Origin of the sequence: Nocardia sp. NPDC058244, from assembly GCF_042882065.1 — a bacterium.
Classification (GTDB): domain Bacteria; phylum Actinomycetota; class Actinomycetes; order Mycobacteriales; family Mycobacteriaceae; genus Nocardia.
Window position 1 is genome coordinate 350,965 of the sequence record NZ_JBHVWX010000002.1, and the last position, 19,817, is coordinate 370,781.

Annotated in this window: 18 protein-coding genes; 5 read left to right on the top strand and 13 right to left on the bottom strand. The window is 71.0% G+C overall.

The genetic code is table 11. The features are described from left to right. Nucleotides 1-18: 18 nt before the first annotated feature. The 10 genes from panD to ftsH form a co-directional block, all read right to left on the bottom strand. A complete protein-coding gene (gene panD / locus ACFVW6_RS07885; RefSeq protein ID WP_110041391.1) occupies nt 19-438 on the bottom strand; it encodes an aspartate 1-decarboxylase in 420 nt (139 codons plus the stop codon). Nucleotides 439-452: 14 nt separating this feature from the next. Next, on the bottom strand, nt 453-1,409 hold the full coding sequence (panC, locus tag ACFVW6_RS07890) for a pantoate--beta-alanine ligase (RefSeq protein ID WP_378825086.1): 957 nt from the start codon (nt 1,407-1,409) through the stop codon (nt 453-455). After that, complete coding sequence (locus ACFVW6_RS07895) at nt 1,409-2,323, bottom strand: Rossmann-like and DUF2520 domain-containing protein (protein ID WP_378825084.1); 915 nt, start codon at nt 2,321-2,323, stop codon at nt 1,409-1,411. Before ACFVW6_RS07895 ends, panC begins: the two co-directional genes overlap by 1 nt. A gap of 228 nt (nt 2,324-2,551) precedes the next feature. Next, entirely contained in the window at nt 2,552-3,706 is a 1,155-nt protein-coding gene (locus ACFVW6_RS07900; RefSeq protein WP_378825082.1) for a DUF6779 domain-containing protein, read from the bottom strand. 68 nt (nt 3,707-3,774) lie between these two features. Further along, nucleotides 3,775-4,248: a DUF3180 domain-containing protein gene (locus ACFVW6_RS07905; RefSeq protein WP_355270672.1), complete on the bottom strand. Its 474-nt coding sequence runs from the start codon at nt 4,246-4,248 to the stop codon at nt 3,775-3,777. After that, on the bottom strand, nt 4,242-4,781 hold the full coding sequence (gene folK, locus ACFVW6_RS07910; protein ID WP_378825080.1) for a 2-amino-4-hydroxy-6-hydroxymethyldihydropteridine diphosphokinase: 540 nt from the start codon (nt 4,779-4,781) through the stop codon (nt 4,242-4,244). Before folK ends, ACFVW6_RS07905 begins: the two co-directional genes overlap by 7 nt. After that, nucleotides 4,778-5,200: a dihydroneopterin aldolase gene (gene folB / locus ACFVW6_RS07915; RefSeq protein ID WP_378825078.1), complete on the bottom strand. Its 423-nt coding sequence runs from the start codon at nt 5,198-5,200 to the stop codon at nt 4,778-4,780. Before folB ends, folK begins: the two co-directional genes overlap by 4 nt. Further along, the gene (gene folP / locus ACFVW6_RS07920; RefSeq protein ID WP_355270667.1) at nt 5,197-6,069 is read right to left on the bottom strand and encodes a dihydropteroate synthase; all 873 of its coding nucleotides are present in this window, start codon (nt 6,067-6,069) and stop codon (nt 5,197-5,199) included. Before folP ends, folB begins: the two co-directional genes overlap by 4 nt. After that, complete coding sequence (gene folE, locus ACFVW6_RS07925) at nt 6,066-6,740, bottom strand: GTP cyclohydrolase I FolE (RefSeq protein WP_355270666.1); 675 nt, start codon at nt 6,738-6,740, stop codon at nt 6,066-6,068. The genes folP and folE overlap by 4 nt, the downstream gene beginning before the upstream one ends. Nucleotides 6,741-6,811: 71 nt before the next feature. Next, on the bottom strand, nt 6,812-9,160 hold the full coding sequence (ftsH, locus tag ACFVW6_RS07930) for an ATP-dependent zinc metalloprotease FtsH (RefSeq protein WP_355270664.1): 2,349 nt from the start codon (nt 9,158-9,160) through the stop codon (nt 6,812-6,814). A gap of 402 nt (nt 9,161-9,562) precedes the next feature. Between ftsH and ACFVW6_RS07935 the strand changes: the two genes are divergently transcribed. Further along, nucleotides 9,563-10,372 carry a hypothetical protein gene (locus tag ACFVW6_RS07935; RefSeq protein WP_357346135.1) on the top strand — a complete coding sequence of 270 codons (810 nt, stop codon included), beginning with the start codon at nt 9,563-9,565 and terminating at the stop codon, nt 10,370-10,372. A gap of 22 nt (nt 10,373-10,394) precedes the next feature. On the opposite strand, the gene ACFVW6_RS07940 is transcribed toward ACFVW6_RS07935, so the two are convergent. Further along, nucleotides 10,395-11,252: a DUF1266 domain-containing protein gene (locus ACFVW6_RS07940; protein ID WP_355270661.1), complete on the bottom strand. Its 858-nt coding sequence runs from the start codon at nt 11,250-11,252 to the stop codon at nt 10,395-10,397. A gap of 97 nt (nt 11,253-11,349) precedes the next feature. Between ACFVW6_RS07940 and ACFVW6_RS07945 the strand changes: the two genes are divergently transcribed. Beyond that, nucleotides 11,350-11,622, top strand: a complete 273-nt coding sequence (locus ACFVW6_RS07945) for a DUF2277 domain-containing protein (RefSeq protein WP_189029638.1) — start codon at nt 11,350-11,352, stop codon at nt 11,620-11,622. On the opposite strand, the gene ACFVW6_RS07950 is transcribed toward ACFVW6_RS07945, so the two are convergent. After that, the gene (locus ACFVW6_RS07950) at nt 11,607-12,830 is read right to left on the bottom strand and encodes a PucR family transcriptional regulator (RefSeq protein WP_378825073.1); all 1,224 of its coding nucleotides are present in this window, start codon (nt 12,828-12,830) and stop codon (nt 11,607-11,609) included. The genes ACFVW6_RS07945 and ACFVW6_RS07950 overlap by 16 nt on opposite strands. 106 nt (nt 12,831-12,936) lie before the next feature. On the opposite strand from ACFVW6_RS07950, the gene ACFVW6_RS07955 reads away from it, so the two are divergent. Both ACFVW6_RS07955 and ACFVW6_RS07960 read left to right on the top strand, forming a co-directional pair. Further along, nucleotides 12,937-14,499 (top strand): aldehyde dehydrogenase family protein, encoded by a 1,563-nt coding sequence (locus tag ACFVW6_RS07955; RefSeq protein WP_378825071.1) that lies wholly within the window; start codon nt 12,937-12,939, stop codon nt 14,497-14,499. A 415-nt stretch (nt 14,500-14,914) separates the two neighbouring features. Further along, on the top strand, nt 14,915-15,811 hold the full coding sequence (locus tag ACFVW6_RS07960; RefSeq protein ID WP_355280830.1) for a LysR substrate-binding domain-containing protein: 897 nt from the start codon (nt 14,915-14,917) through the stop codon (nt 15,809-15,811). On the opposite strand, the gene ACFVW6_RS07965 is transcribed toward ACFVW6_RS07960, so the two are convergent. Further along, on the bottom strand, nt 15,808-17,157 hold the full coding sequence (locus ACFVW6_RS07965) for an amidase (RefSeq protein ID WP_378825069.1): 1,350 nt from the start codon (nt 17,155-17,157) through the stop codon (nt 15,808-15,810). The genes ACFVW6_RS07960 and ACFVW6_RS07965 overlap by 4 nt on opposite strands. A 225-nt stretch (nt 17,158-17,382) precedes the next feature. Here ACFVW6_RS07965 and ACFVW6_RS07970 point away from each other — a divergent pair, with 225 nt between their 5' ends. Beyond that, entirely contained in the window at nt 17,383-19,788 is a 2,406-nt protein-coding gene (locus tag ACFVW6_RS07970) for a serine/threonine-protein kinase (RefSeq protein ID WP_378825067.1), read from the top strand. The last annotated feature ends 29 nt before the right edge of the window (nt 19,789-19,817 follow it).

Consider the following 19,817-nt stretch of genomic DNA (forward strand, 5'->3'; position numbering starts at 1 on the left):
GCTGTCCCCCCGCCGCGCTCAGGCGAACGACAGGGAGCGCGGGGAGGTCAGGCCGGAACCCTCGGGCGCGTGCGCCGGGTCCGAACCGAGCTCCACCGGGCGGTTGCGGTCGTCGACGAAGACCACCTTGGGGTCGTAGTCGCGCAGCTCCTGCTCGTCCATCTGGCCGTAGGCGATCAGGATGACCAGGTCGCCGGGGTGCACGAGATGGGCGGCGGCGCCGTTGATCCCGATCACGCCCGAACCGCGCTCGCCGGCGATGACGTAGGTCTCCAGCCGGGCGCCGTTGTCGATGTCGACGATGCAGACCTGCTCGCCCTCGAGCAGATCGGCGGCGTCGAGCAGGTCCTGGTCGACGGTCACCGAGCCCACGTAGTGCAGGTCGGCGTGGGTCACCGTGGCACGGTGGATCTTCGACTTCATCATGGTGCGCAACATCGTCGTCGCCTTTCTCAGTTCGCCTGCGCGGCAGGCAGGGAGTTCGCGTCGGGGTGCCCGTCGATCTGGGCGCCGAGAACAATCGGGGCATTGTCGATCAGGCGGGTGTCGCCGACCTTGGCGGCGACGAGCAACCGGGCATTGCCCGCGGTGGGCGCGGGGCCCAGGTTGCTGTCGCGCAGTTCGAGGTAGTCCACGTCGAGACCGTCGACGGCGTCGAGGACGGCGCGCGCCGCCTGCACGACCGCCTCCGGGCCGAGGCCGGCGGCGTGCCTGCCCGCGGCCAGCGCGGCCGACAGGCCGAGCGCCGACTCTCGCTGGGTGGCGTCGAGGTAGCGGTTGCGCGAGGACAGCGCCAGACCGTCGGGCTCGCGGACCGTCGGGTAGGCGACGATCTTCACGTCCATGTTCAGGTCGCGGACCATCTGCCGGATCAGCGTGAGCTGCTGGTAGTCCTTCTCGCCGAAGTACGCCTCGGAGGCGTGCGCGATATTGAGCAGCTTCGCGACGACGGTGAGCATGCCCGCGAAGTGCGTCGGCCTGCTGCCGCCCTCGAGCTCGGCGCCGATCGGGCCGGGCAGCACCGTGGTGCGCGGGCCCTCGGGGTACATGTCGGAGACCGACGGCGCGAACACCAGGTCGACACCCTCGTGCCGGAGCAGTTCGAGGTCGGCGTCGAGGGTGCGCGGGTAGGCGTCGAGATCCTCGTTCGCGCCGAACTGCAGCGGGTTGACGAAGATCGACACGATCACGACCTGATTGGTCAGCTTGGCCTGGCGGACCAGCTGCAGGTGGCCCTCGTGCAGCGCGCCCATGGTCGGCACGAAACCGATCGTGCGGCCCGCGCCGCGCAGCGCCTTGGTCACCGTGTCGACGACCTCGGGGCTGTGGTGGACGGTCAGCACGCCGGGCTTGTACGCGCCGGTGGCCCGCGCGCCGCCCTGGTGGTGGTGCACTTCTCTGGGTTCCATCAGTGGCCTTCCTTGGCGAGCAGGTCCAGCAGGGCCGGATTGGTCTGGGCGAGTTCGGCGGTGCGCAGCGACATCGCGCGATAGGCGGCGGCCAGGCGCTCGTCCACCGCGGCCAGGGCGGACAGGTGCGCGGCGACCGCGTCGACGTCACCGCGCGCGACCGGGCCGGTCAGCGCGGACTTGCCGCGGCGCAGCGCGTTGTCCAGCGCGGCGGAGACGAGCGGGGCGAGCAGGCGCTCGGGCAGGCCGCCCGGTTGATCGTCGACCACCGGCTGACCGAGCAGGCCCGGCCCGTCCATGGCCGCGCGCAGGGCGGTGACCGCGTCGACGATGACCGTGACCAGGTGATTGGCACCGTGCGCGAGGGCGGCGTGGTACAGCGTGCGCTGCCCCTCGGCCACCTTCACCGGCTCGCCGCCCATCTCGATGACCAGCGCCTGGCCGATCGCGTAGCCGACCTCGTCGGCGGCGGTGACGCCGAAGCAGGCGTTGGCGAGGCGGTCGATGTCCTCGTCGTGGCCGGTGAAGGTCATCGCGGGGTGGATGGCCAGGCCGAGCGCGCCCTGCTCGGTGAGCGGCGCGAGCACGCCGACGCCGTGCGCGCCCGCGGTGTGCACCACGATCGTGCCGGGACGCACGACCCCGGCACTCGCCAGGCCGCGGACCAGCCCGGCCAGCTCGGCGTCGGGGACGGCGAGCAGCAGCAGCTCGCTGCGCTGGGCGATCTGCTCCACCGGCAGGATCTGCGAATCGGGCAGCCGCGTGCGCGCCCGGTGCACCGAGGCATCGGAGATCGCGGCGACACCGAACACCACGTGACCGGCTCGCTCGAGCGCGACACCGAGCGCCGAACCCACCCGTCCCGCCGAGACGATTCCCACCGTCAGTCGTGCGGGCGCAGGGTCGACACCCACGTTCGCGCCATCGGAATTGACACTTCTCGAGGTCAACACTGTCCTCTCGATTTGCGTTCCAGTCCCGCAGTGCGGGTACCGGACGTTACGGATCGAGAATATCGGGCGGTCCCGCCACGCCGCCACGGCACCACCGCGTGATCTACGACTCGTTCGCCACCTGCGGCGATGCCGGAAAACGACAAACCGCCCGCGCCGGTGCGGCGCGAGCGGTTCGATGCCGGTGCGTCAGCTGCGTGCGCCGGACTCCGACTGGAGGTTGGCCATGATGTCGGCGACCGATAGGCGCGGGGCGCCCTCTTCCTCGGCGCGGCGGCGGCGACGGGAGCTGGTGCCGACGGTCGGGGTGGGGTCGGCGGGCTTGGGTGCGGCCGGGGCCTCGGCGGCGGGCTCGGGCGGGACGGGGGTGCTGTCTGCCGGAACGCCGACGGGCTCGGCGGACGCCGGGTCACCGGGCGTGCCGGTGTCGGTGGGCTCGGTGGTCGTGCCGTTCGTCGCGGCGCTGTCGGTCGGCGAGCCGTTGGCGGTGTTCGCCGGGGCGTTGTCGGTGATCGTCGCGCCGAATTCGTCGACCTTGCGGGTGTTCGGGGCCGACAGGCGGGGCGGCGGGGTCTTGCCGTTCGACGGCGGCGGGGCGGGCGCGGCAGGCTGCGGGGCCGGCGGTGGTGTCGGGGCGGGCTGCGGTGCCTCGGCCTGCTGGGCCTCGGCGTAGTCGTCGAGCTGGACGGCGGAGGTCTCGGCGGTGACCGGGTCGTCGTAGGGGTCGGCGAAATTGGCCGAAACCGGCTGCATGAAGACGGGTTTCAGCGCGCTGGGCGGTTGCTGCCACGGGCCGAACCAGGCGGCATTGGCATCCACCGGGCTATCGGCGTAATCGTGGTCAGCGTCGTCGAACGCGTCGAAGCCACCGGCGGGCAGGGCGTCGATGCGGACCGCGTCGGCCTGCAGCGCAGGCTGCTCGTCGGGCAGCGGGCCGTCGAAGAGGACCTGCAGGTTCTGGCGGAGCAGGGTGAGTTCGGCGCGCAGCGCGGCGATCTCGGAGGCGTCGGCGCCGACTTCGGCGCGCACGCGCGCCTCCACACCCATCTCGTATTCGCGGCGCGCGTTGATCTCGCGTTCGAGCTGCAACTCGTACACCGTCTGGAGATCGCGCACCTTCGCCTTGTCGACCGCGGCGTCCTTGCGGTACCGAGTCGCCGCGAGCGCGCCGATCACCGCCGCCCACAGGGCCGCTACCAGGCCTACTCGAACGTATTGGACGTTCTCGCTGAAGATCAGGAAAACGCTTGCTGTCAGACCGAGCAGGATGAGCACGCCGATGAAGAGCTTTCCCGCGTCGTCCCGCCGTCGACGGGGCGGAGTGCTACGGGAGGGTGAAACCATGTGGGCCAGGGTAGCCGGAAAGTGCTGGTCGGCCCACCGAACTCGGCGGTGATTCCATCCGCAAGTTGCTAGGTGGTAGCGGGTTCGTCCGGTGGTTCCTCGGGGGCCCGGCAGCAATACTCCAGCCACAAAGCCGCAGCAACCAGGGCGGAACCGGCGAGCAGGCCGACGACCGCGCCCGGCGAATCCGCGGCGGCCGCCGTCAGGGTGCCGCGCTGTGGGAATACCCACAGTAGGAAGCCCAGCCACACACCCGCCGCCAGCGAGCCAACCTGCATCGAGGCCTTCGCCAGCGCGGCCGCGCGCGCGACATTGATCGGATGCAGTTCGTTCGGGCCGTCCCCGATCTTCTCGTCGGCGATCTTGGCCTTGATGACGAACCCGAGCGCCGCCTCGATCGCGGCGACCGGGAGCAGCGACGCGCCCGCCGCGACCGAGATGGTCGGGAAGGTCGAATACGCGAAACGGGTGGCGACCCAGGCGATCGCCGCGGCGACCACCACATTGAGCGCCAGATCGAGCACCCTGGTCGGCTTCAGCACGGGTGAGTGCTCTCGTCCCGCAACACCAACTCGGTACGCACGACCCCGGCGCGCTCGGCCGGGTCGAGGCCGGCCAGCAGCTCGGCGATCGGCACGTCGACACCGTCGACCCGCAGCCGCGCCGACGGCTCGACATCGAGCCACGGGACCAGCACGAACGCCCGGTTGTGCGCCTGCGGATGGGGCAGGATCAGCGCGGGATCGGTGGCGCGGACGACGGCGGCACCGGTGGCGTCGGTGCAGGCGACCACGTCGACGTCGAGGGTGCGCGCCCCCCACCGGACTTCCCTGACCCGCCCCGACGCCTGCTCGAGGTCCTGCCCGAACCGCAGCCAGGCGTAGTCGTCGAAGGCCGGATCCTCGGCCACCACAACGGCATTGAGGTAGTCGTCCTGTTCGACACCGCCCCACGGCGCGGTGGTGTAGACCGGCGAGACCGCGAGCACCCGCTCCCCCAGCGCGGCGACGACGTCGCGCAGGTGCGCGAGCCGGTCGCCCAGGTTCGAGCCGATCGACAGGACGGCGCGACTCATCGGCGCGGCCCCGGCTCGGTCGTGCGGTACCGCGTCGCCACCACCCGCACGTCGGCGAAGGTGTGCGGGATCGGTGCGGACGGCTTGTGCACCACGGCTTCCACCGCCTCGATCCGCGGATCGGTCATCACGTCGTCGGCGATCTCGGAGACCACGGTCTCGATCAGATCGCGCGGCGGACCGGCGACGATGTTCACCGCGCGTTCGGCGAGCGCGCCGTAGTCGACGGTGTCGGCCAGGTCGTCGGAGGCGGCGGCCGCGGCGAAATCGACCCACACCGTCAGGTCGACGACGAACTCCTGACCGTCGCGGCGCTCGAAGTCGAACACGCCGTGCCTGCCGAACACGCGCAGGCCGCGCAGCTCGATCCGCGAGGTCGCGGACCGGCCGGCGGGCGGTGGCAGCAGCGGTGAGGTCATCGGGTGGCTCCTCGGGCGGCAGTGGCTCGGCGCCACGCGTCGACAACGGCGATCGCGTCCAGCGAGGCACGCACATCGTGCACCCGCACACCCCACGCGCCCTGGCTGGCGGCGATCGCCGAGACCGCGGCGGTGGCCGTCTCCCTGCCGTCCGGCGGACGCGGGCCGGACTCGTCGGCCAGCAGCGCGCCGAGGAAACGTTTCCGGGAGGCGCCGATCAGGATCGGCAGGCCGTCCGCGATCAGCTCGGGCAGCGCGCCGAGCAGTTCCCAGTTGTGCTCGGCGTTCTTGGCGAAGCCGAGGCCGGGGTCCAGGATCAGCCGTTCGGGGGCGACACCGGCGGCGACGGCCAGCTCGACCTGGGCGGCGAGCTCGGCGCGCACCTCGGCGACGACATCGTCGTAGTGGTCGGCCGGACCGGTGTGGCGGTAGTCGGCGCCCGCGCGCCAGTGCATGAGGATCCACGGCACGCCGGACTCGGCGACGACCTTCACCATGTTCGGGTCGGCACGCCCACCGGAGACGTCGTTGACCACCGAGACACCGGCCTCCAGGGCCGCCTCGGCGACCTCGGCGCGCATGGTGTCGACGCTGGTCGGCACCCCCGCGGCGACCAGGCCGCGGATCACCGGTGCCACCCGGCCCGCCTCGGTGGCCGGGTCGACCCGGTCGGCGCCCGGCCTGGTCGACTCACCGCCGACGTCGATGATGTCGGCGCCCGCCGCATGCAGCGCGACACCGTGCGCGATCGCGAGTTCGGGATCGAGATAGCGACCACCGTCGGAGAACGAATCCCCGGTCACGTTCACCACACCCATGACCACACACGAGCGGCCGTCCCGCGGCGCGGTCACGAGGTGCTCGCTCATTTGCGCAGGATCAGGTCCAGCGCCTCGGCGCGCGAGGCGGCGTTGGTCTGCAGCAGGCCGCGCACCGCCGAGGTGGTGGTGCTCGCGCCCGGCTTGCGGATGCCGCGCATGGCCATGCACAGGTGCTCGGCCTCGATCACCACGATCGCGCCGCGCGGGTCCAGCCTGCGCATGACCGCGTCGGCGATCTGGCTGGTCAGCCGCTCCTGCACCTGCGGGCGCTTGGCGTACAGGTCGACGACGCGTGCCAGCTTGGACAGGCCGGTGACCCGGCCGTGGGTGCCGGGGATGTAGCCGACGTGCGCGACGCCGTGGAAGGACACCAGGTGGTGCTCGCAGGTCGAGAACATCGGGATGTCGCGGACCAGCACGAGCTCCTGGTGACCCTCGTCGAAGGTCGTCGCCAGCACCTCGTCGGGCTCGGTGTAGAGCCCGGCGAACATCTCCCGGTAGGCACGCGCCACCCGGGCGGGCGTGTCGAGCAGACCGGGACGGTCCGGATCCTCGCCGACCGCGAGCAGCAGTTCCCTGACGGCGCGCTCGGCCCGGTCCTGGTCGAACGGACGACCGGTGGCCAGCGCCGTCAGGTCCGTCGGGCTCGTCGAGCCGAGTTCGCCGTCGGCGATCGACCCGTTCCCTGTTGGCTCAGCGACCTTCTTGTTGGCCGACACTTCTCCGCACCTCCACATGTCGACGCCGGTGATCGTCCGGCATCCGACGGTCGAGCGTAGTTGGCCGCTGGTCAGCGGCGGCCGTTCGGCCCTTCCCAGTCGTTGTTCTCCGGATCGGTGCCGGGCTGCTGCGGCGGCGCGGCGGGCGGCTCACCCCACGGCTGGAAGCCACCGGCGTGCCGCGGCTGCTCCGGCTGACCCCACGCGTTGCCCTGACCCTGCGGGGCCTGCGGCGGCTGGGGCTGCTGCGGCTCGTCACGCGGCGGCCAGCCGGGCGCCGACCAGCCTGCCGGGGCGCCGTAGTCGGGCCGCGAACCGTGCGTGCCCTGCTGCCGCGGGATCGCCTGGGTGGGTGCGGCGGGCAGCGGATAGCCGCTGGCGGGCGGAGCGGGCTGGCCGTACTGCGGCGGCTGCGCCGGGTAGCCGTTGGCGGGTTCCAGCGGGGCACCGGCGGGCACCGGAGCGGGCTGCACCGGCGGCCACGGCTCGCCGCGCTCGGCGGCCAGCTCGCCCGGGGTCTTCACCGGGGGCTTGTCGGACGGATGACGGTCACCGAAGTCGTTGAACGCGGTGATCCGCGGCCGCTTCTCGACCCCGGCCAGCACCTCTTCGAGGTCCTTGCGGTGCAGGGTCTCGCGCTCGAGCAGCGCGGTCGCCAGCGCGTCGAGCTGCTCGCGGTACTCGCTCAGGATCGACCAGGCCTCGGTGTGCGCGGCCTCGATCAGGTTGCGCACCTCCTCGTCGATCTCGCGGGCCACCTCGTGCGAGTAGTCCGAGCCCTGGCCCATCGAGCGGCCCAGGAACGGGTCGCCCTGCTCCTGGCCGTAGCGGACCGCGCCGAGGCGGGCGCTCATGCCGTACTCGGTGACCATGCCGCGCGCGATCTTGGTCGCCTGGTCGATGTCGGAGGACGCGCCGGTCGTCGGCTCGTGGAACACCAGTTCCTCGGCCGCGCGGCCGCCCATCGCGAACACCAGCCGGGCGATCATCTCCGAGCGGGTCATCAGGCCCTTGTCGTCCTCGGGCACCGTCATGGCGTGGCCGCCGGTGCGGCCGCGGGCCAGGATGGTGACCTTGTAGACCGGCTCGATGTCGGGCATCGCCCAGGCCGCCAGGGTGTGGCCGCCCTCGTGGTAGGCGGTGATCTTCTTCTCGTGCTCGCTGATGATCCGGCTCTTGCGGCGCGGACCGCCGATGACACGGTCGACCGACTCCTCCAGCGACTCACCGGTGATGACCGAGCCGTGCTCACGCGCGGTGAGCAGCGCGGCCTCGTTGATGACGTTGGCCAGATCGGCGCCGGACATGCCGACGGTGCGCTTGGCCAGACCCTCGAGGTCGGCGTCGGGCGAGATCGGCTTGCCCTGCGAGTGCACCCGCAGGATCGCGCGGCGACCGGCCAGGTCGGGGTTGCCGACCGGGATCTGCCGGTCGAACCGGCCCGGCCGCAGCAGCGCGGGGTCGAGGATGTCGGGGCGGTTGGTCGCCGCGATCAGGATGATGCCGGTGCGGTCACCGAAGCCGTCCATCTCGACGAGCAGCTGGTTGAGGGTCTGCTCACGCTCGTCGTGGCCGCCGCCGAGGCCGGCGCCGCGCTGGCGGCCGACCGCGTCGATCTCGTCGACGAAGATGATGCAGGGGCTGTTCTGCTTGGCCTGCTCGAACAGGTCACGCACGCGCGAGGCGCCGACACCGACGAACATCTCGACGAAGTCCGAACCGGAGATGGTGAAGAACGGGACGCCCGCCTCACCGGCGACAGCGCGCGCGAGCAGCGTCTTACCGGTACCGGGGGGACCGTAGAGCAGCACGCCCTTCGGGATCTTCGCGCCCAGCGCCTGGTAGCGGGCCGGATTCTGCAGGAAGTCCTTGATCTCGTACAGCTCTTCGACGGCCTCGTCGGCGCCGGCCACATCGGCGAACGTGGTCTTGGGCATGTCCTTGGACAGCTGTTTGGCCTTCGACTTACCGAAGCCCATCATGCCGCCGCGACCACCGCCCTGCATGCGCGACATCACGAAGATGAACAGGCCGACCAGCAGCACCATCGGCACGATGAACAGCAGCAGCTGCGACAGCCAGCTCTCCTGCTTGACCACCGTGTCGTACTTCGCGCCGGACTGCTGCACCGCGTCGAAGATCTGCGCCGAGGTCTCCCCGCCGCCCGGATACTTGGCGACGATCTTGGTGTTGTTGTTCGTCGCCTCGTTGCCGTTGTTCAATTCGATGCGGAGCTGCTGCTCCTTGTCATCGATCTGGACGTTCTTGACGTTGGCTTTGTCGTTCAGCTGGCTGAGCGCCACGGAGGTGTCGACACTCTCCCAGCCGCGCGTGTCATCGCTGAGAAAGCTGAACAGCCAGATCATCAGCATGATGCCCGAGATGATCGCCAGGGTGCGAAACACTGTCTTGCGGTTCATAGAGCGTCGGCCGGACGGCCCAGTCCTTTCCGGTTATTTCTCCGGGTGTGCCTAGCGAAGCGTCGAGATCGGCGGGTTTCGGATGCGGACATGCCACGTTACCGCGTACGGTCTAGTTCGATACATCGCGCAGTTCGGCTGCTGGTGCAGTTGCACTGGGCAACGTTCAGAGCTGGGGAACGGTTCCCGAAAGCTCCGAACGCGTTGTTGCAAGTGGCCACAATCATGTCATGCCCGCCTTATCGTGGGCGACGACACAACTACAGCGCAGGGGGTATGGACATCGTCGAGCTACGAACACCCACAGCGATTCTGCGCCACGGCCGTGGACGTCTCACCGTTCTGCGGCCGGGTACCGATGGCGAACGGGTTCTCGATGTTCCCATCGCCGACCTGCTCAAAGTGCGTCTGAACCGGCGCGCCGACGACGCGGTGGTGATCGAGATCTACCTGCGTTATCCCACCCCGGTGCTCACCGGCGTGCCCGCCGACCGTACCCCGCTGCCGGTCCTCATCGCCGAACACGACGTGCCCGCCGCGCTCGGCATCGTCGACCGGATCAACGACCAGATCATGGCCACCCAGCGTATCGACGTCGCCGCGCCCGACCTCACCCCGCCCGCGCCCGAGTGGGGCAAGTCGGGACCGGTCCGGGCCGATGTCGAGCGCGCGGTGCGCCGGATGGCGCCGCGCAAGGAGGCCCGCTCGGCGGTCAACGCGCTGCACCGCTACGTCACCCCCGACGAGTACGTGCTCGAGACCGCGATCGCCGTCGCCGCGCCGCCCGCGGGCACCGGCACCGGTCTGCTCGCGGCGACCACCACCCGGCTGCTGTTCATCTCCATCGGCAGCGGCGAGCGCTACGCCCACGAACTGGCCGTCGCCGCGATCCTCGGCGCCCGCACGGTCGACGGCGCGCGCTCGGCGCCCGGCGAGGTCGACACCAGGCACGGCGGCTCGGGCATGGACGTCAGCGACGGCAACCGGACGTTGCATTTCGCCGGCGTCGACCGCGCCGACACCGAACGGGTGACCTGCGCGGTCAACTTCGCCGTGCGCAGGCAGGCCGCCGACGGCGCGGCCGGGCCCGCCGACCCCGGCGTGTCCCAGCTCTACGCGGAGTGGGAGCTGCTGGTCGAGCGGCACTCGCTCGGCATGGTCGACGACACCCAGTTCCAGCGCTACGGCCGCGGCATCCTGCGCAGCCTCTGACCCGACCGGCCGGGCCGAACGTTCAGTTCGGTTCGGCCGCTTCGGTTTCGGTCTTCTGCTCGGGCTCGTTCAGCTCGATCCGGCGCCACGGGCTGGTCGGGCGGGTCCACAGCCGTAGCAGTTCCATCCGGCGGTCCACGCCGCCGTTCTTGAGCTCGGCGAGGTCCTCGGTGGCCTGCCAGTAGGTCCAGCCGGCCAGGTAGGCGTCGCCGAACTGCCGCCAGTTGCGGTAGCGGCGCTGGGCGGGCGCGAGCGCGCGCATGCAGTACTCCCACGCGACATCGGCATCGATGTAGCCGGCGGTGAACGCCATCCGGGCGACCGCGACGACGCGGGCCAGGTCCCAGGCGGAGATGTCGTTGGGCAGCGGGCGGGCCAGGTGGTCGGTGAAACCGATCTTGATGGCCTGGGCCCAGATGTCGTAGTCGCGGACCAGGGCCTCGGGGTTGTCCATGCCGCGGAACGAACCGACCTGACGGAGGAAGGCGCGGTGCCGGTCGGCGCGCTCGCCGAAGCGGTCGCGCTCGCTGGCGTTGATCGAGGCCATCACCAGCGGGTGCACCAGGGAGTAGAGCGGCGCGTGCATGCCCTCGAGGAGCTGTTCCATCGACGCGCGCGCCTCGGTGCCGTCGGTGATGCCCCACGCGCCGGTGAGGGTGTCGATGGCGAGTTCGCGGCGATCGCCGAGCGGGTGCTCGCGCTCGGGGCCGAGCAGCATCGCGTCGTGGAAGGCGTCCCAGCGGGTGGAGTAGAAGGCGCCGAGCGCCAGCGCGCGAAGTTCATCGTCGCTCACACCGGCTCCGGACCAGTGGTCTTCCTCGCGGCCGTCCAGTTCCGGGTAGGGAAAGGTGGTCAGCGCTGGTACTCCCCTGGCAGGCATGCGGCCGAGTCTAGTGCGGCGGGTGCCGTCCTGGGCCTAGGAGCGAATCTCCTTTCTTGGCCTGCCGTGACCTGCCACACAGGTCTATGGTTCTGACATGTGTAGAAATATCACCGTCTTGCGTGGTCTGGAGCCTGCCGCCACCGAGCAGGAGATCTACGCTGCCGCCTTGCAATACGTGCGCAAAGTCGGCGGCATCTCCGGGCTGAGCAGCACCACCAAACCCGCGGTCGACAAGGCCGTCGCGGCCATCGCCGCGGCCACGACGACGCTGCTCGCCGAACTACCCGATCGCCGGGTCCCGCCGCCCACCGAACCGCCGCTGCGCCGGATCGCGGCCAGGGACGGCGCGGTTCAGGAGACCCCGTAGGCGGCGACGCAATCCAGCGCCACCTCCAGCGCGAGCGCGCGCTCGGACACCGGGTGTCCGAGGATCTCCTCCACCCGGGTGATCCGGTAGCGCACCGTGTTCTTGTGCACGCCGAGCGTGCGCGCGGCTTCCTCCGGGCTGCGCTGCGCGCGCAGGTAGGCGTGCAGGGTCGCGCGTAGCCGCGTCGCGACCGGATCGGTTCCGGTGAGCCCGCGCAGTTCGCGGGCGATGAGCCCACGCATCGCGGCCGTGTCGATCCCGGCCAGATAGGCGATCTCGACCTCGCGGTAACTGGTGACCGCGCCCGTGCCACGTTCGGCGACCCGGCGCGCCGCGACGGCCTCCCGATGACTGGCGACGAACCCGTCGACGTGCGCGCCGGGCAGCCCGAACGCCACCCGCACCGGCGCCACCACCTCGCAGCGCGCGATCCGCTCGGCGAGCTCGGCGTCGTCCTCGATCGCCGCCCAGGCCCACAGCCCGCTGGCGCTGGCCGCGACGGTGAGCAGGCCGGTGGCGCCGAGCGCGGTGGCGATCCTGGTCGCGGTGCGGTCGAGCAGGCCGTCGGGTTCCTCGCCCGCCGCGTCGCCGGTCCAGAGCAGGAACGCCAGATGACGTTGCGCGAGCCGGTAGCCCAGGACGATCGCGGCCTGGTCGACGTCGACCGACGTGCCCGCCAGCAGCGCGCGCACCAGCTCGGTGCGGGTGTTGAGGGCATCGCGCAGCACCCGCTCGCGCTCGGCCATGAAGGTGCCGGTGAGCTGCTCGATCGACAGGCCCATCCAGGTGGCCGTGCGGTCGAACAGGCGCAGCATGACCGCCCGTTCCAGATCCGGCGGCACCTGCCCCTCGTCGACGGTCTCGGTCATCACCGCGAGCGTCTCGGCGAAACCCGCCTGGTAGGCGCGCAGCAGGACCCGGATATCGAGGCCGCGGCGGGCGATCGTCCTGGCGAGGACGTGCGCTTCCTCTGGCAGGACGAGGTCGTCGCTGTCGGTGGCGAGGCCGCCGAGGACCACCCTGGCGTGCGCGCGGGTGCTGGCGGCCAGGTCACGGCGCAGATCAGGGTCGTCGAGTTCGGGCGACCCGGCAAGCACGGCCGCGTCGAGCCGGGCCAGGATCCGGTCCATCGACTGTGTGCGCAGCAGATCGAACACGAACTCGGCGAACCAGCCGCGCACCTGTTCGCTGATTTGTTCTCCAGACACCAAAAATCCCGATTTCGTTGACGTGAACGGCCAAGAATCCGCGCTCTCATTGTGCCAGGCTGATAGTTGGTGAACTGATTCACACAACGCAGTGGGGAGCACGACAGTGACCGAACTCGACCAGACCGCCGCGGCCGATGCCCAGGTGATCGCGGTACACAATCCGGCGACCGGTGAGCAGACCGGCTCGGTGCCGATCGTCGCGCCGGACGAGGTGGCGGCCGCGGTCCGGGAACTGCGCCTCTACCAGCCCGAATGGGAGGCGATCGGCCCCGAGGGCCGCAAGAAGTGGCTGCTGAAGATGCAGGACTGGATGATCGACAACACCGAGCATCTGGCCGCGGTCCTGCAGTCCGAGACCGCCAAGCCGCGCGTCGACGCGCTCATCGACCCGGCCTTCGCCGTGGATCTGCTCGGCTACTACGCGCGCAGGGCCGGCAAGTTCCTCGCCGACGAGCATCCCTCCCCGCACAGCCCGCTGGCCCGGGTGAAGTCGCTGACCGTGGCCTACCGGCCGTACCCGGTCGTCGGCGTGATCACGCCGTGGAACTTCCCGCTCGCGATGCCCGCGATCGACGTGTTCCCCGCGCTGGCGGCCGGCGCCGCGGTGATCCTCAAGCCGTCGGAAGTGACCCCGCTGTCGGCGGTCGAGCTGGCCCGCGGCTGGGCCGAGATCGGCGCGCCGCCGGTGTTCAAGGTGGTCACCGGCGCGGGCGCGACCGGCGCGGCCGTCGTCGAGAACGCCGACTACATCCAGTTCACCGGCTCCACCGCGACCGGGCGCAAGATCGCGACCGCCTGCGCGGAGCGGATGGTGCCCTACAGCCTCGAACTCGGCGGCAAGGATCCGGCGATCGTGCTGGCCGACGCCGACATCGATCGCGCCGCGCACGGCATCGCCTTCGGCGGCATGTTCAACGCCGGGCAGGTCTGCATCTCGGTGGAGCGGGTCTACGTGGAGGCGCCGGTCTACGACGAGTTCGTCACCAAGCTGACCGCCGCCGTCGCCGCCCTGCGCCAGGGCGAGGACGGGCGCGAATCGAAGAACGACGTGGGCGCGCTGGCCAACGAGAACCAGGTGCGGATCGTGCAGCGCCATGTCGACGAGGCGATCGCGGCGGGCGCGCGGGCGACCACCGGCGGCAAGCGCACCGGGGTCGGCACGTTCTTCGAGCCGACCGTGCTCGTCGATGTCGACCATTCGATGTCGTGCGTCGCCGAGGAGACCTTCGGCCCGACGCTGCCGGTGATGAAGGTGGCCGACGAGGCCGAGGCGATCCGGCTGGCCAACGATTCGATCTACGGCCTGTCGGCGTCGGTGTGGACCGGCGACAAGGCGCGTGGCGAACGGGTGGCCCGGCAGCTGAACGCGGGCGCGGTCAACATCAACGACGTGTTCTCGAACCTGTTCAACCCGGCGATGCCGATGGGTGGCTGGGGCCTGTCCGGCGTCGGCGCGCGCTGGGGCGGGGCGGCGGGCCTGCGCAAGTACTGCCGCGCGCAGGCGATGACCAAGCCGAAGCTGCCCACCATGGGCAAGGAACTGTTCTGGTACCCGTACGACATGAACAAGCTGGTCATCGCGGTGGGCGCGATGCGGGCCGCCGGTGCGCGCGGCATCCGCCGCATCGACCTTCCCGCGGTCTGGCGGCTCAAGAGCGGTCGATGAGCACCGCCCGCCGCATGCGCTGAGGCGGCGAATCCGGCCGTGCGCGCACCGCGCGTCACGGCCGGATTCCACCCACCGAAACCTGTTTGTGACGAAACTCACTGCATTGCAGGGTTTCCCGCACGGACAGTGGTCAGCGGTCTGTTTCATCGCCCGACGGCGTCGCCGGGGCGCACGCCACACCCCACCGAATCGTGTGAGCCCGGACGCATTTCCGCTGGTCAACCGCCCAGCAGTCACACATCCACCGGTCGCCGCCCGGTGCTTGTCCACAAATGACGCCTCAATGATGCAGCGCACCATGTCAGGCCATATGCTGTGCGATACCAACCTGGTGACTGTTTTGATCCACTTACGCGAACTTCCTTGCCCGTTTTGGCTGGAATTTCCCGACCGATTCTGATAGCAAGGTGCTATGGACCCGCATTTGCGCGATCTGCGGTATTTCGTCGCCGTCGCTGAGGAACTGCATTTCACCAACGCCGCCCAGCGGCTGCACATCGCTCAGCCGACGCTCTCACGCCAGATCCGCCAGCTCGAACGCCAGCTCGACGTGGTCCTGTTCGACCGCAACCAGCGCAGTGTCGCCCTGACCGTCGCCGGCAAGGAACTGCTCGAAGGCGCCCGCAAGATCCTGGAGCTGTGGGAGGTGACCAACGTCTCCCTGCAGGAAGCCGGTGAGGTGCTGCGCGTCGGCATCCAGTCCGCCCTCGGCCGCGGCCTGCTCAACGACCTGGAGAGCGCCAGCGGCCACCGCCTGGCCCTGCACGCCGCCTCGTGGAACGACCCGTCCAGCGGCCTGGCGGGCAGGCAGGCCGACCTGGCCCTGGTGTGGCTGCCGCTGCCCGACCCCAATCGCTACCGCTGGCAGGTGCTGCGCACCGAGCCGCGCTGGGTGCTGCTCCCCGAGAACCACCCGCTCGCCGAGCAGGAGACGATCGAGTTCGCCGATCTGCTCGACGAGCCGTTCGTCGCCCTGCCGACCGAGGCGGGCGCGGTCCGCGACTTCTGGCTCGGCAACGACGCCCGCGGCGGCCGCGCGGCCAAGATCGGCGCCGAGGCGGCCACCCCCGAGGACAAGCTCGAGGCCGTGAGCCTGGGCCTGGGCGTGTGCCTGCTCGCCGAGAACAACGTCCCGATGTACCGCTGGCCCGGCCTGACCGCGCGTCCGGTCGCCGGCCTCACCCCGTGTGAGCTGGCGGTGGCGTGGCGCGCCGACGACACCCGGCCGACCATCCTGGAGTTCGCCGGTCGCGCCGTCGACGGCGGCTTCTCCGAACCCCAGCAGCAGCCGCAGCCGATCGCGGTCTAGTTCGACAGTTCCAGTTGGGCGGCGAGGCCGAGCAAGGTGGCCTCGCTGCCGGGCGGACCGGCCAGCTGCGCCGCGAGCGGGGTGTGCGCCTCGGGATGGGTGCCCATCGGCACCGACGCGGCGGGCCAGCCGACCAGATTCCAGATGCCGGTGAACGGCGCGTAGCGCGCCGAGGCCAGGACGTTCGAGGTCCAGCCGCGCCCGCTCCACTTCCTGGCCTTGGGCGGCGGCGCCGCGAGCGTGGGAGTGATCACCACGTCGAAGTTCTCGAAGAAGTCGACCAGCCGGGCCTCGGTCCGGTCGACCTGATCCGGGCGCACCAACCGCAGCCGCCGGATCAGCCTGCCCAGCGCCAGATGCCGCTTGGTGCGACGCTGCAACAGCTCGGGGTGCGGTAGCCGCGCCGCGTCGGCCAGGCCCGCGCTCGGCCAGCGCAGCAGCATCAGCAGCGCCACGTCGCCGTAGGGAAGTTCGACCGGTTCCACCAGGTGACCGGCCGCCGCCGCGCGCGCACCCGCGGTACGCGCTGCCGCCGTCCAGTGTCGATCCACCCGGACCAGTCGCGACGGCGGAGCCACGGCAAGTCCGACGCGTAGTCGCTGTGGCGCGCGTAGCTCGGCCAGATCCGATCGATCCGCCAGCACCGACAGCGCCAGCGCCGCGTCCGACACGGTCGTCGCGAGCACGCCGTTCTCGGCCATGCCACCCCAGGAGTCGGCGCCGATCCCGGCGGGCACCACCTGTCGACCCGGCTTGATCCCGAAGACACCGCACGCCGCAGCGGGCACCCGGATCGAACCGAGCCCGTCGTTGCCGTGCGCGATCGGCACCAGCCCGGCCGCGACCGCGGCGGCCGCCCCGCCCGAGGACCCGCCGGCCGACCGGCCGACATCGCGCGGATTGCGGGTGACGGTGCCGTCCTCGTCGGTCGTCGCCCAGAGGCCGAGCTCGGGCATCGCGGTCACCCCGACCACGATCGCGCCCGCGGCCCGCAGCCTGGCCACCACCGGATGATCGGCGGCCGCGGGCTCGGTCGACGTCGCGGCGGACCCCGTCCTGGTCGGCACGCCGGCGACCTCGATGTTCTGCTTCACCGCGACCGGCACTCCGGCCAGCGGCAGCTCGTCCAGCTCGTCGCGGGCGGTCAGCTCGCGGGCTTCGGCGCGCGCCTGCTCGGCGCGCACGACGGTGAACGCGTTGATCTTGCGATTCTCCGAGGAGATGCGGGTCAGTGCCTCGGTCACCACGTCGACGGGCGCGATCGTGCCCGCGCGTACCCGGGCGGCCAGCGCCGCCGCCGGGCCGCCGATGGGGTACTCGTCGGCGGGTGGGTGGGAAGAGTTCATCGCCACCTCAGCGTCCGTCACGCCGTCGTCGTCGACGGACTCCCATGCTACCGCTGTGAGGTCATCGTGCATGTGCGGATTCGCCCCCGTCGCATGGTCGTCGAAATTCGGGTGATCTGCTCTCGAGGCGCAAAGTATCATTCGGGTACGGCTCGGGGGCCGATGGTGTCGGGTGTGGCGGAAGGAATTTCGGTCACGCTCCACGCGAACCTTAGGTCGGTTTGGATGAGCGATAACACCGGAAGCGGTGACGGACCCGACACGAGCGCCGGTCCGGGTACAAACGTGCGCGCGAGCATGGTCGACGCGTTCGCCGAAGCCTGGGGAGCCACCGGTCAGCCGCCTGATATGTCCGAGTTCCTGCCCGATGCGCAGACCCTGCGCAGGCAGGCGCTGCACGAGCTGATCCGCGTCGATCTGCGGCACCGGTGGCTGCAGCACGCGGGCGAGACCGTCGCCCGCAAGCGCCTGGCCGACTACTGCGCGGAGTTCCCCGAACTCGCGCGCACCACGCTGCCCGCCGGGCTGGTGTTCGAGGAATTCGTCATCCGCAGGCACAGCGGCGAGCGCGTCGACCCCCGCGACTGCCTGCGCGAATACCCGGATCAGGCGGCGAGCCTGCGCGGTCTGCTCAACACCGACGAGCTCGAACAGAGCACCCACCGCACCGACGATCCCGACCCAACGGTGAACCAACCGCCCGCGTCACGTCGTACTACCCAGGTGACCACGCCCGAGCTCGACCTCACCGCGACAGCGACCGCTGCGGCAACCGCCGCGGCGACCGCCGACGCGTCCGGGCCCGGCGCGTTCGCACCGCTGGACCGGATCGAGATCGGGCAGCGGATCGGCGATTTCGAGCTGCTGACCGGGCTCGGGTCCGGCGCGTTCGCGCGGGTCTTCCTGGCTCGGCAGACCTCGATGCAGCGGCTGGTCGCGGTGAAGATCTCCGCCGACCGCGGCACCGAGCCGCAGACGCTGGCCCAGCTCGACCACGACTACATCGTGCGCGTGTTCGACCAGCAGCTGCTCGACACCGACGCGGCGCCGTCCGCGGCCCGCCGCCTGCGCCTGCTCTACATGCAGTTCCTGCCCGGCGGCACCCTGCTCGGCCTGCTGCGCTGGGTCCGCGCCACCCCGCCCGAGGAGCGCAGCGGCAAGCTGCTGCTCGACGCCGTGGACGCGGCGATGGAGGAGAAGGGCGAGATCCGCCCGACCGACTCGAGCGTGCGCGCCGAACTGGCCGAGCTGAGCTGGCCGGAGACCGTGGCCTGGCTGGGCAGGCGCCTCGCCGAGGCCCTCGACTACGCGGCCGCGCACGGCGTGCTGCACCGCGACGTCAAGCCGGCCAACGTCCTGCTGACCGCCGAGGGCGTGCCCAAGCTGGCCGACTTCAACATCAGCTTCAGCCGCACCGTCGCCGGAACCAGCCCGGTCTCGTACTTCGGCGGCTCGCTGTCGTACATGTCGCCCGAGCAGTTGGAGGCCTGCCATCCCGGGCTCGGCCGCAGCGCCGCCGACCTGGACACCCGCGCCGACATCTACTCCCTCGGCGTGGTCCTGTGGGAACTGCTGACCGGCGCGAAGCCCTTCGACGACAGCACCGCCGAGGCGGCGGGCGGCGGCGACGAGACCACCCTCGAGGCCATGCTGGAACGCCGCACCGGCGGTGTCGACCAGGTCGCGCTGGACCGGGTGCCCGCGAACTGCCCGGCCGCCCTGCGCCGGGTCCTGCTGACCTGCCTGGAACCCGACCGCTCCCGGCGCTGGCCCGACGGCGCGGTGCTGGCCAAGCAGTTCGACCTGTGCCTCGACGAACGCGCCCGCGATCTGGTCGACCCACCGCCCCACAGCTGGCGGATGGTGCTGCGCAGGCTGCCGCTGCTGGTGATGGTGGTCGCCATCGGCATCCCGAACGCCCTCGCCTCCTGGTACAACATCGTGCACAACCAGACGCTGGTGGTGAGCAGACTCAGCGAGTCGGCACAGCAATCGTTCGTGGTGATCACGGCCGGGGTGAACCTCGTGTTCTTCCCCGCGGGCACCGTCCTGCTCATCTACCTGGCCCGGTTCGTGCTCTCGGTGCCGCGGGGCATGCGCCACGGCAAACGCTACGACCCGGCGACGCTGCGCCGCACCAGACACGACACCCTGCGCCTGGGCGACCGCGCGGTGATCGTCGCGTTCTCGCTGTGGGCGCTGTCGGGGGTCACCTTCCCGATCGCCCTGCAACTGGCCTCCGGGGACGTCCCCATGCACGCGGTCATCCACTTCCTGGCCTCGCTGCTGGTCTGCGGCGCGATCGCGGTCGCCTACCCGTTCTTCCTGGTCACCTTCTACCTGGTCCGCTGCATCTACCCGATCTTCCTGCGACACGGCGAGATCAGCACCGACGACGCCGTCTGGCTGCGCGCGCTCAGCCGCCGCAGCACCTGGTACCTGGCGGTGGCCGCGTCGATCCCGCTGCTGGCGGTGGCCGGCGTGACCTTCCTGCCGCCCACCGACATCCCGCAGGTGATCGTGGCCGTCCGGGTCCTGTGCGTCGGCGGCATCATCGCCTTCGTCGGCTCCTACCTGCTGTTCCGTCAGCTCGAGGCCGACCTGGCCGCCCTGGAGCGGGTCGTCAGCTGACCGGTGCGATGAACCCCGCGCCGGTGCGC

Bases quoted from the DNA above. Each gene is read 5' to 3' on its own strand.
- ACFVW6_RS07900 (WP_378825082.1), bottom strand. From the start codon at position 3,706: ATGGTTTCACCCTCCCGTAGCACTCCGCCCCGTCGACGGCGGGACGAC.
- panD (WP_110041391.1), bottom strand. From the start codon at position 438: ATGTTGCGCACCATGATGAAGTCGAAGATCCACCGTGCCACGGTGACC.
- ftsH (WP_355270664.1), bottom strand. From the start codon at position 9,160: ATGAACCGCAAGACAGTGTTTCGCACCCTGGCGATCATCTCGGGCATC.
- folK (WP_378825080.1), bottom strand. From the start codon at position 4,781: ATGAGTCGCGCCGTCCTGTCGATCGGCTCGAACCTGGGCGACCGGCTC.
- ACFVW6_RS07945 (WP_189029638.1), top strand. From the start codon at position 11,350: ATGTGTAGAAATATCACCGTCTTGCGTGGTCTGGAGCCTGCCGCCACC.
- folB (WP_378825078.1), bottom strand. From the start codon at position 5,200: ATGACCTCACCGCTGCTGCCACCGCCCGCCGGCCGGTCCGCGACCTCG.
- ACFVW6_RS07970 (WP_378825067.1), top strand. From the start codon at position 17,383: ATGAGCGATAACACCGGAAGCGGTGACGGACCCGACACGAGCGCCGGT.
- folP (WP_355270667.1), bottom strand. From the start codon at position 6,069: ATGAGCGAGCACCTCGTGACCGCGCCGCGGGACGGCCGCTCGTGTGTG.
- ACFVW6_RS07940 (WP_355270661.1), bottom strand. From the start codon at position 11,252: ATGCCTGCCAGGGGAGTACCAGCGCTGACCACCTTTCCCTACCCGGAA.
- ACFVW6_RS07965 (WP_378825069.1), bottom strand. From the start codon at position 17,157: ATGAACTCTTCCCACCCACCCGCCGACGAGTACCCCATCGGCGGCCCG.
- panC (WP_378825086.1), bottom strand. From the start codon at position 1,409: ATGGAACCCAGAGAAGTGCACCACCACCAGGGCGGCGCGCGGGCCACC.
- ACFVW6_RS07960 (WP_355280830.1), top strand. From the start codon at position 14,915: ATGGACCCGCATTTGCGCGATCTGCGGTATTTCGTCGCCGTCGCTGAG.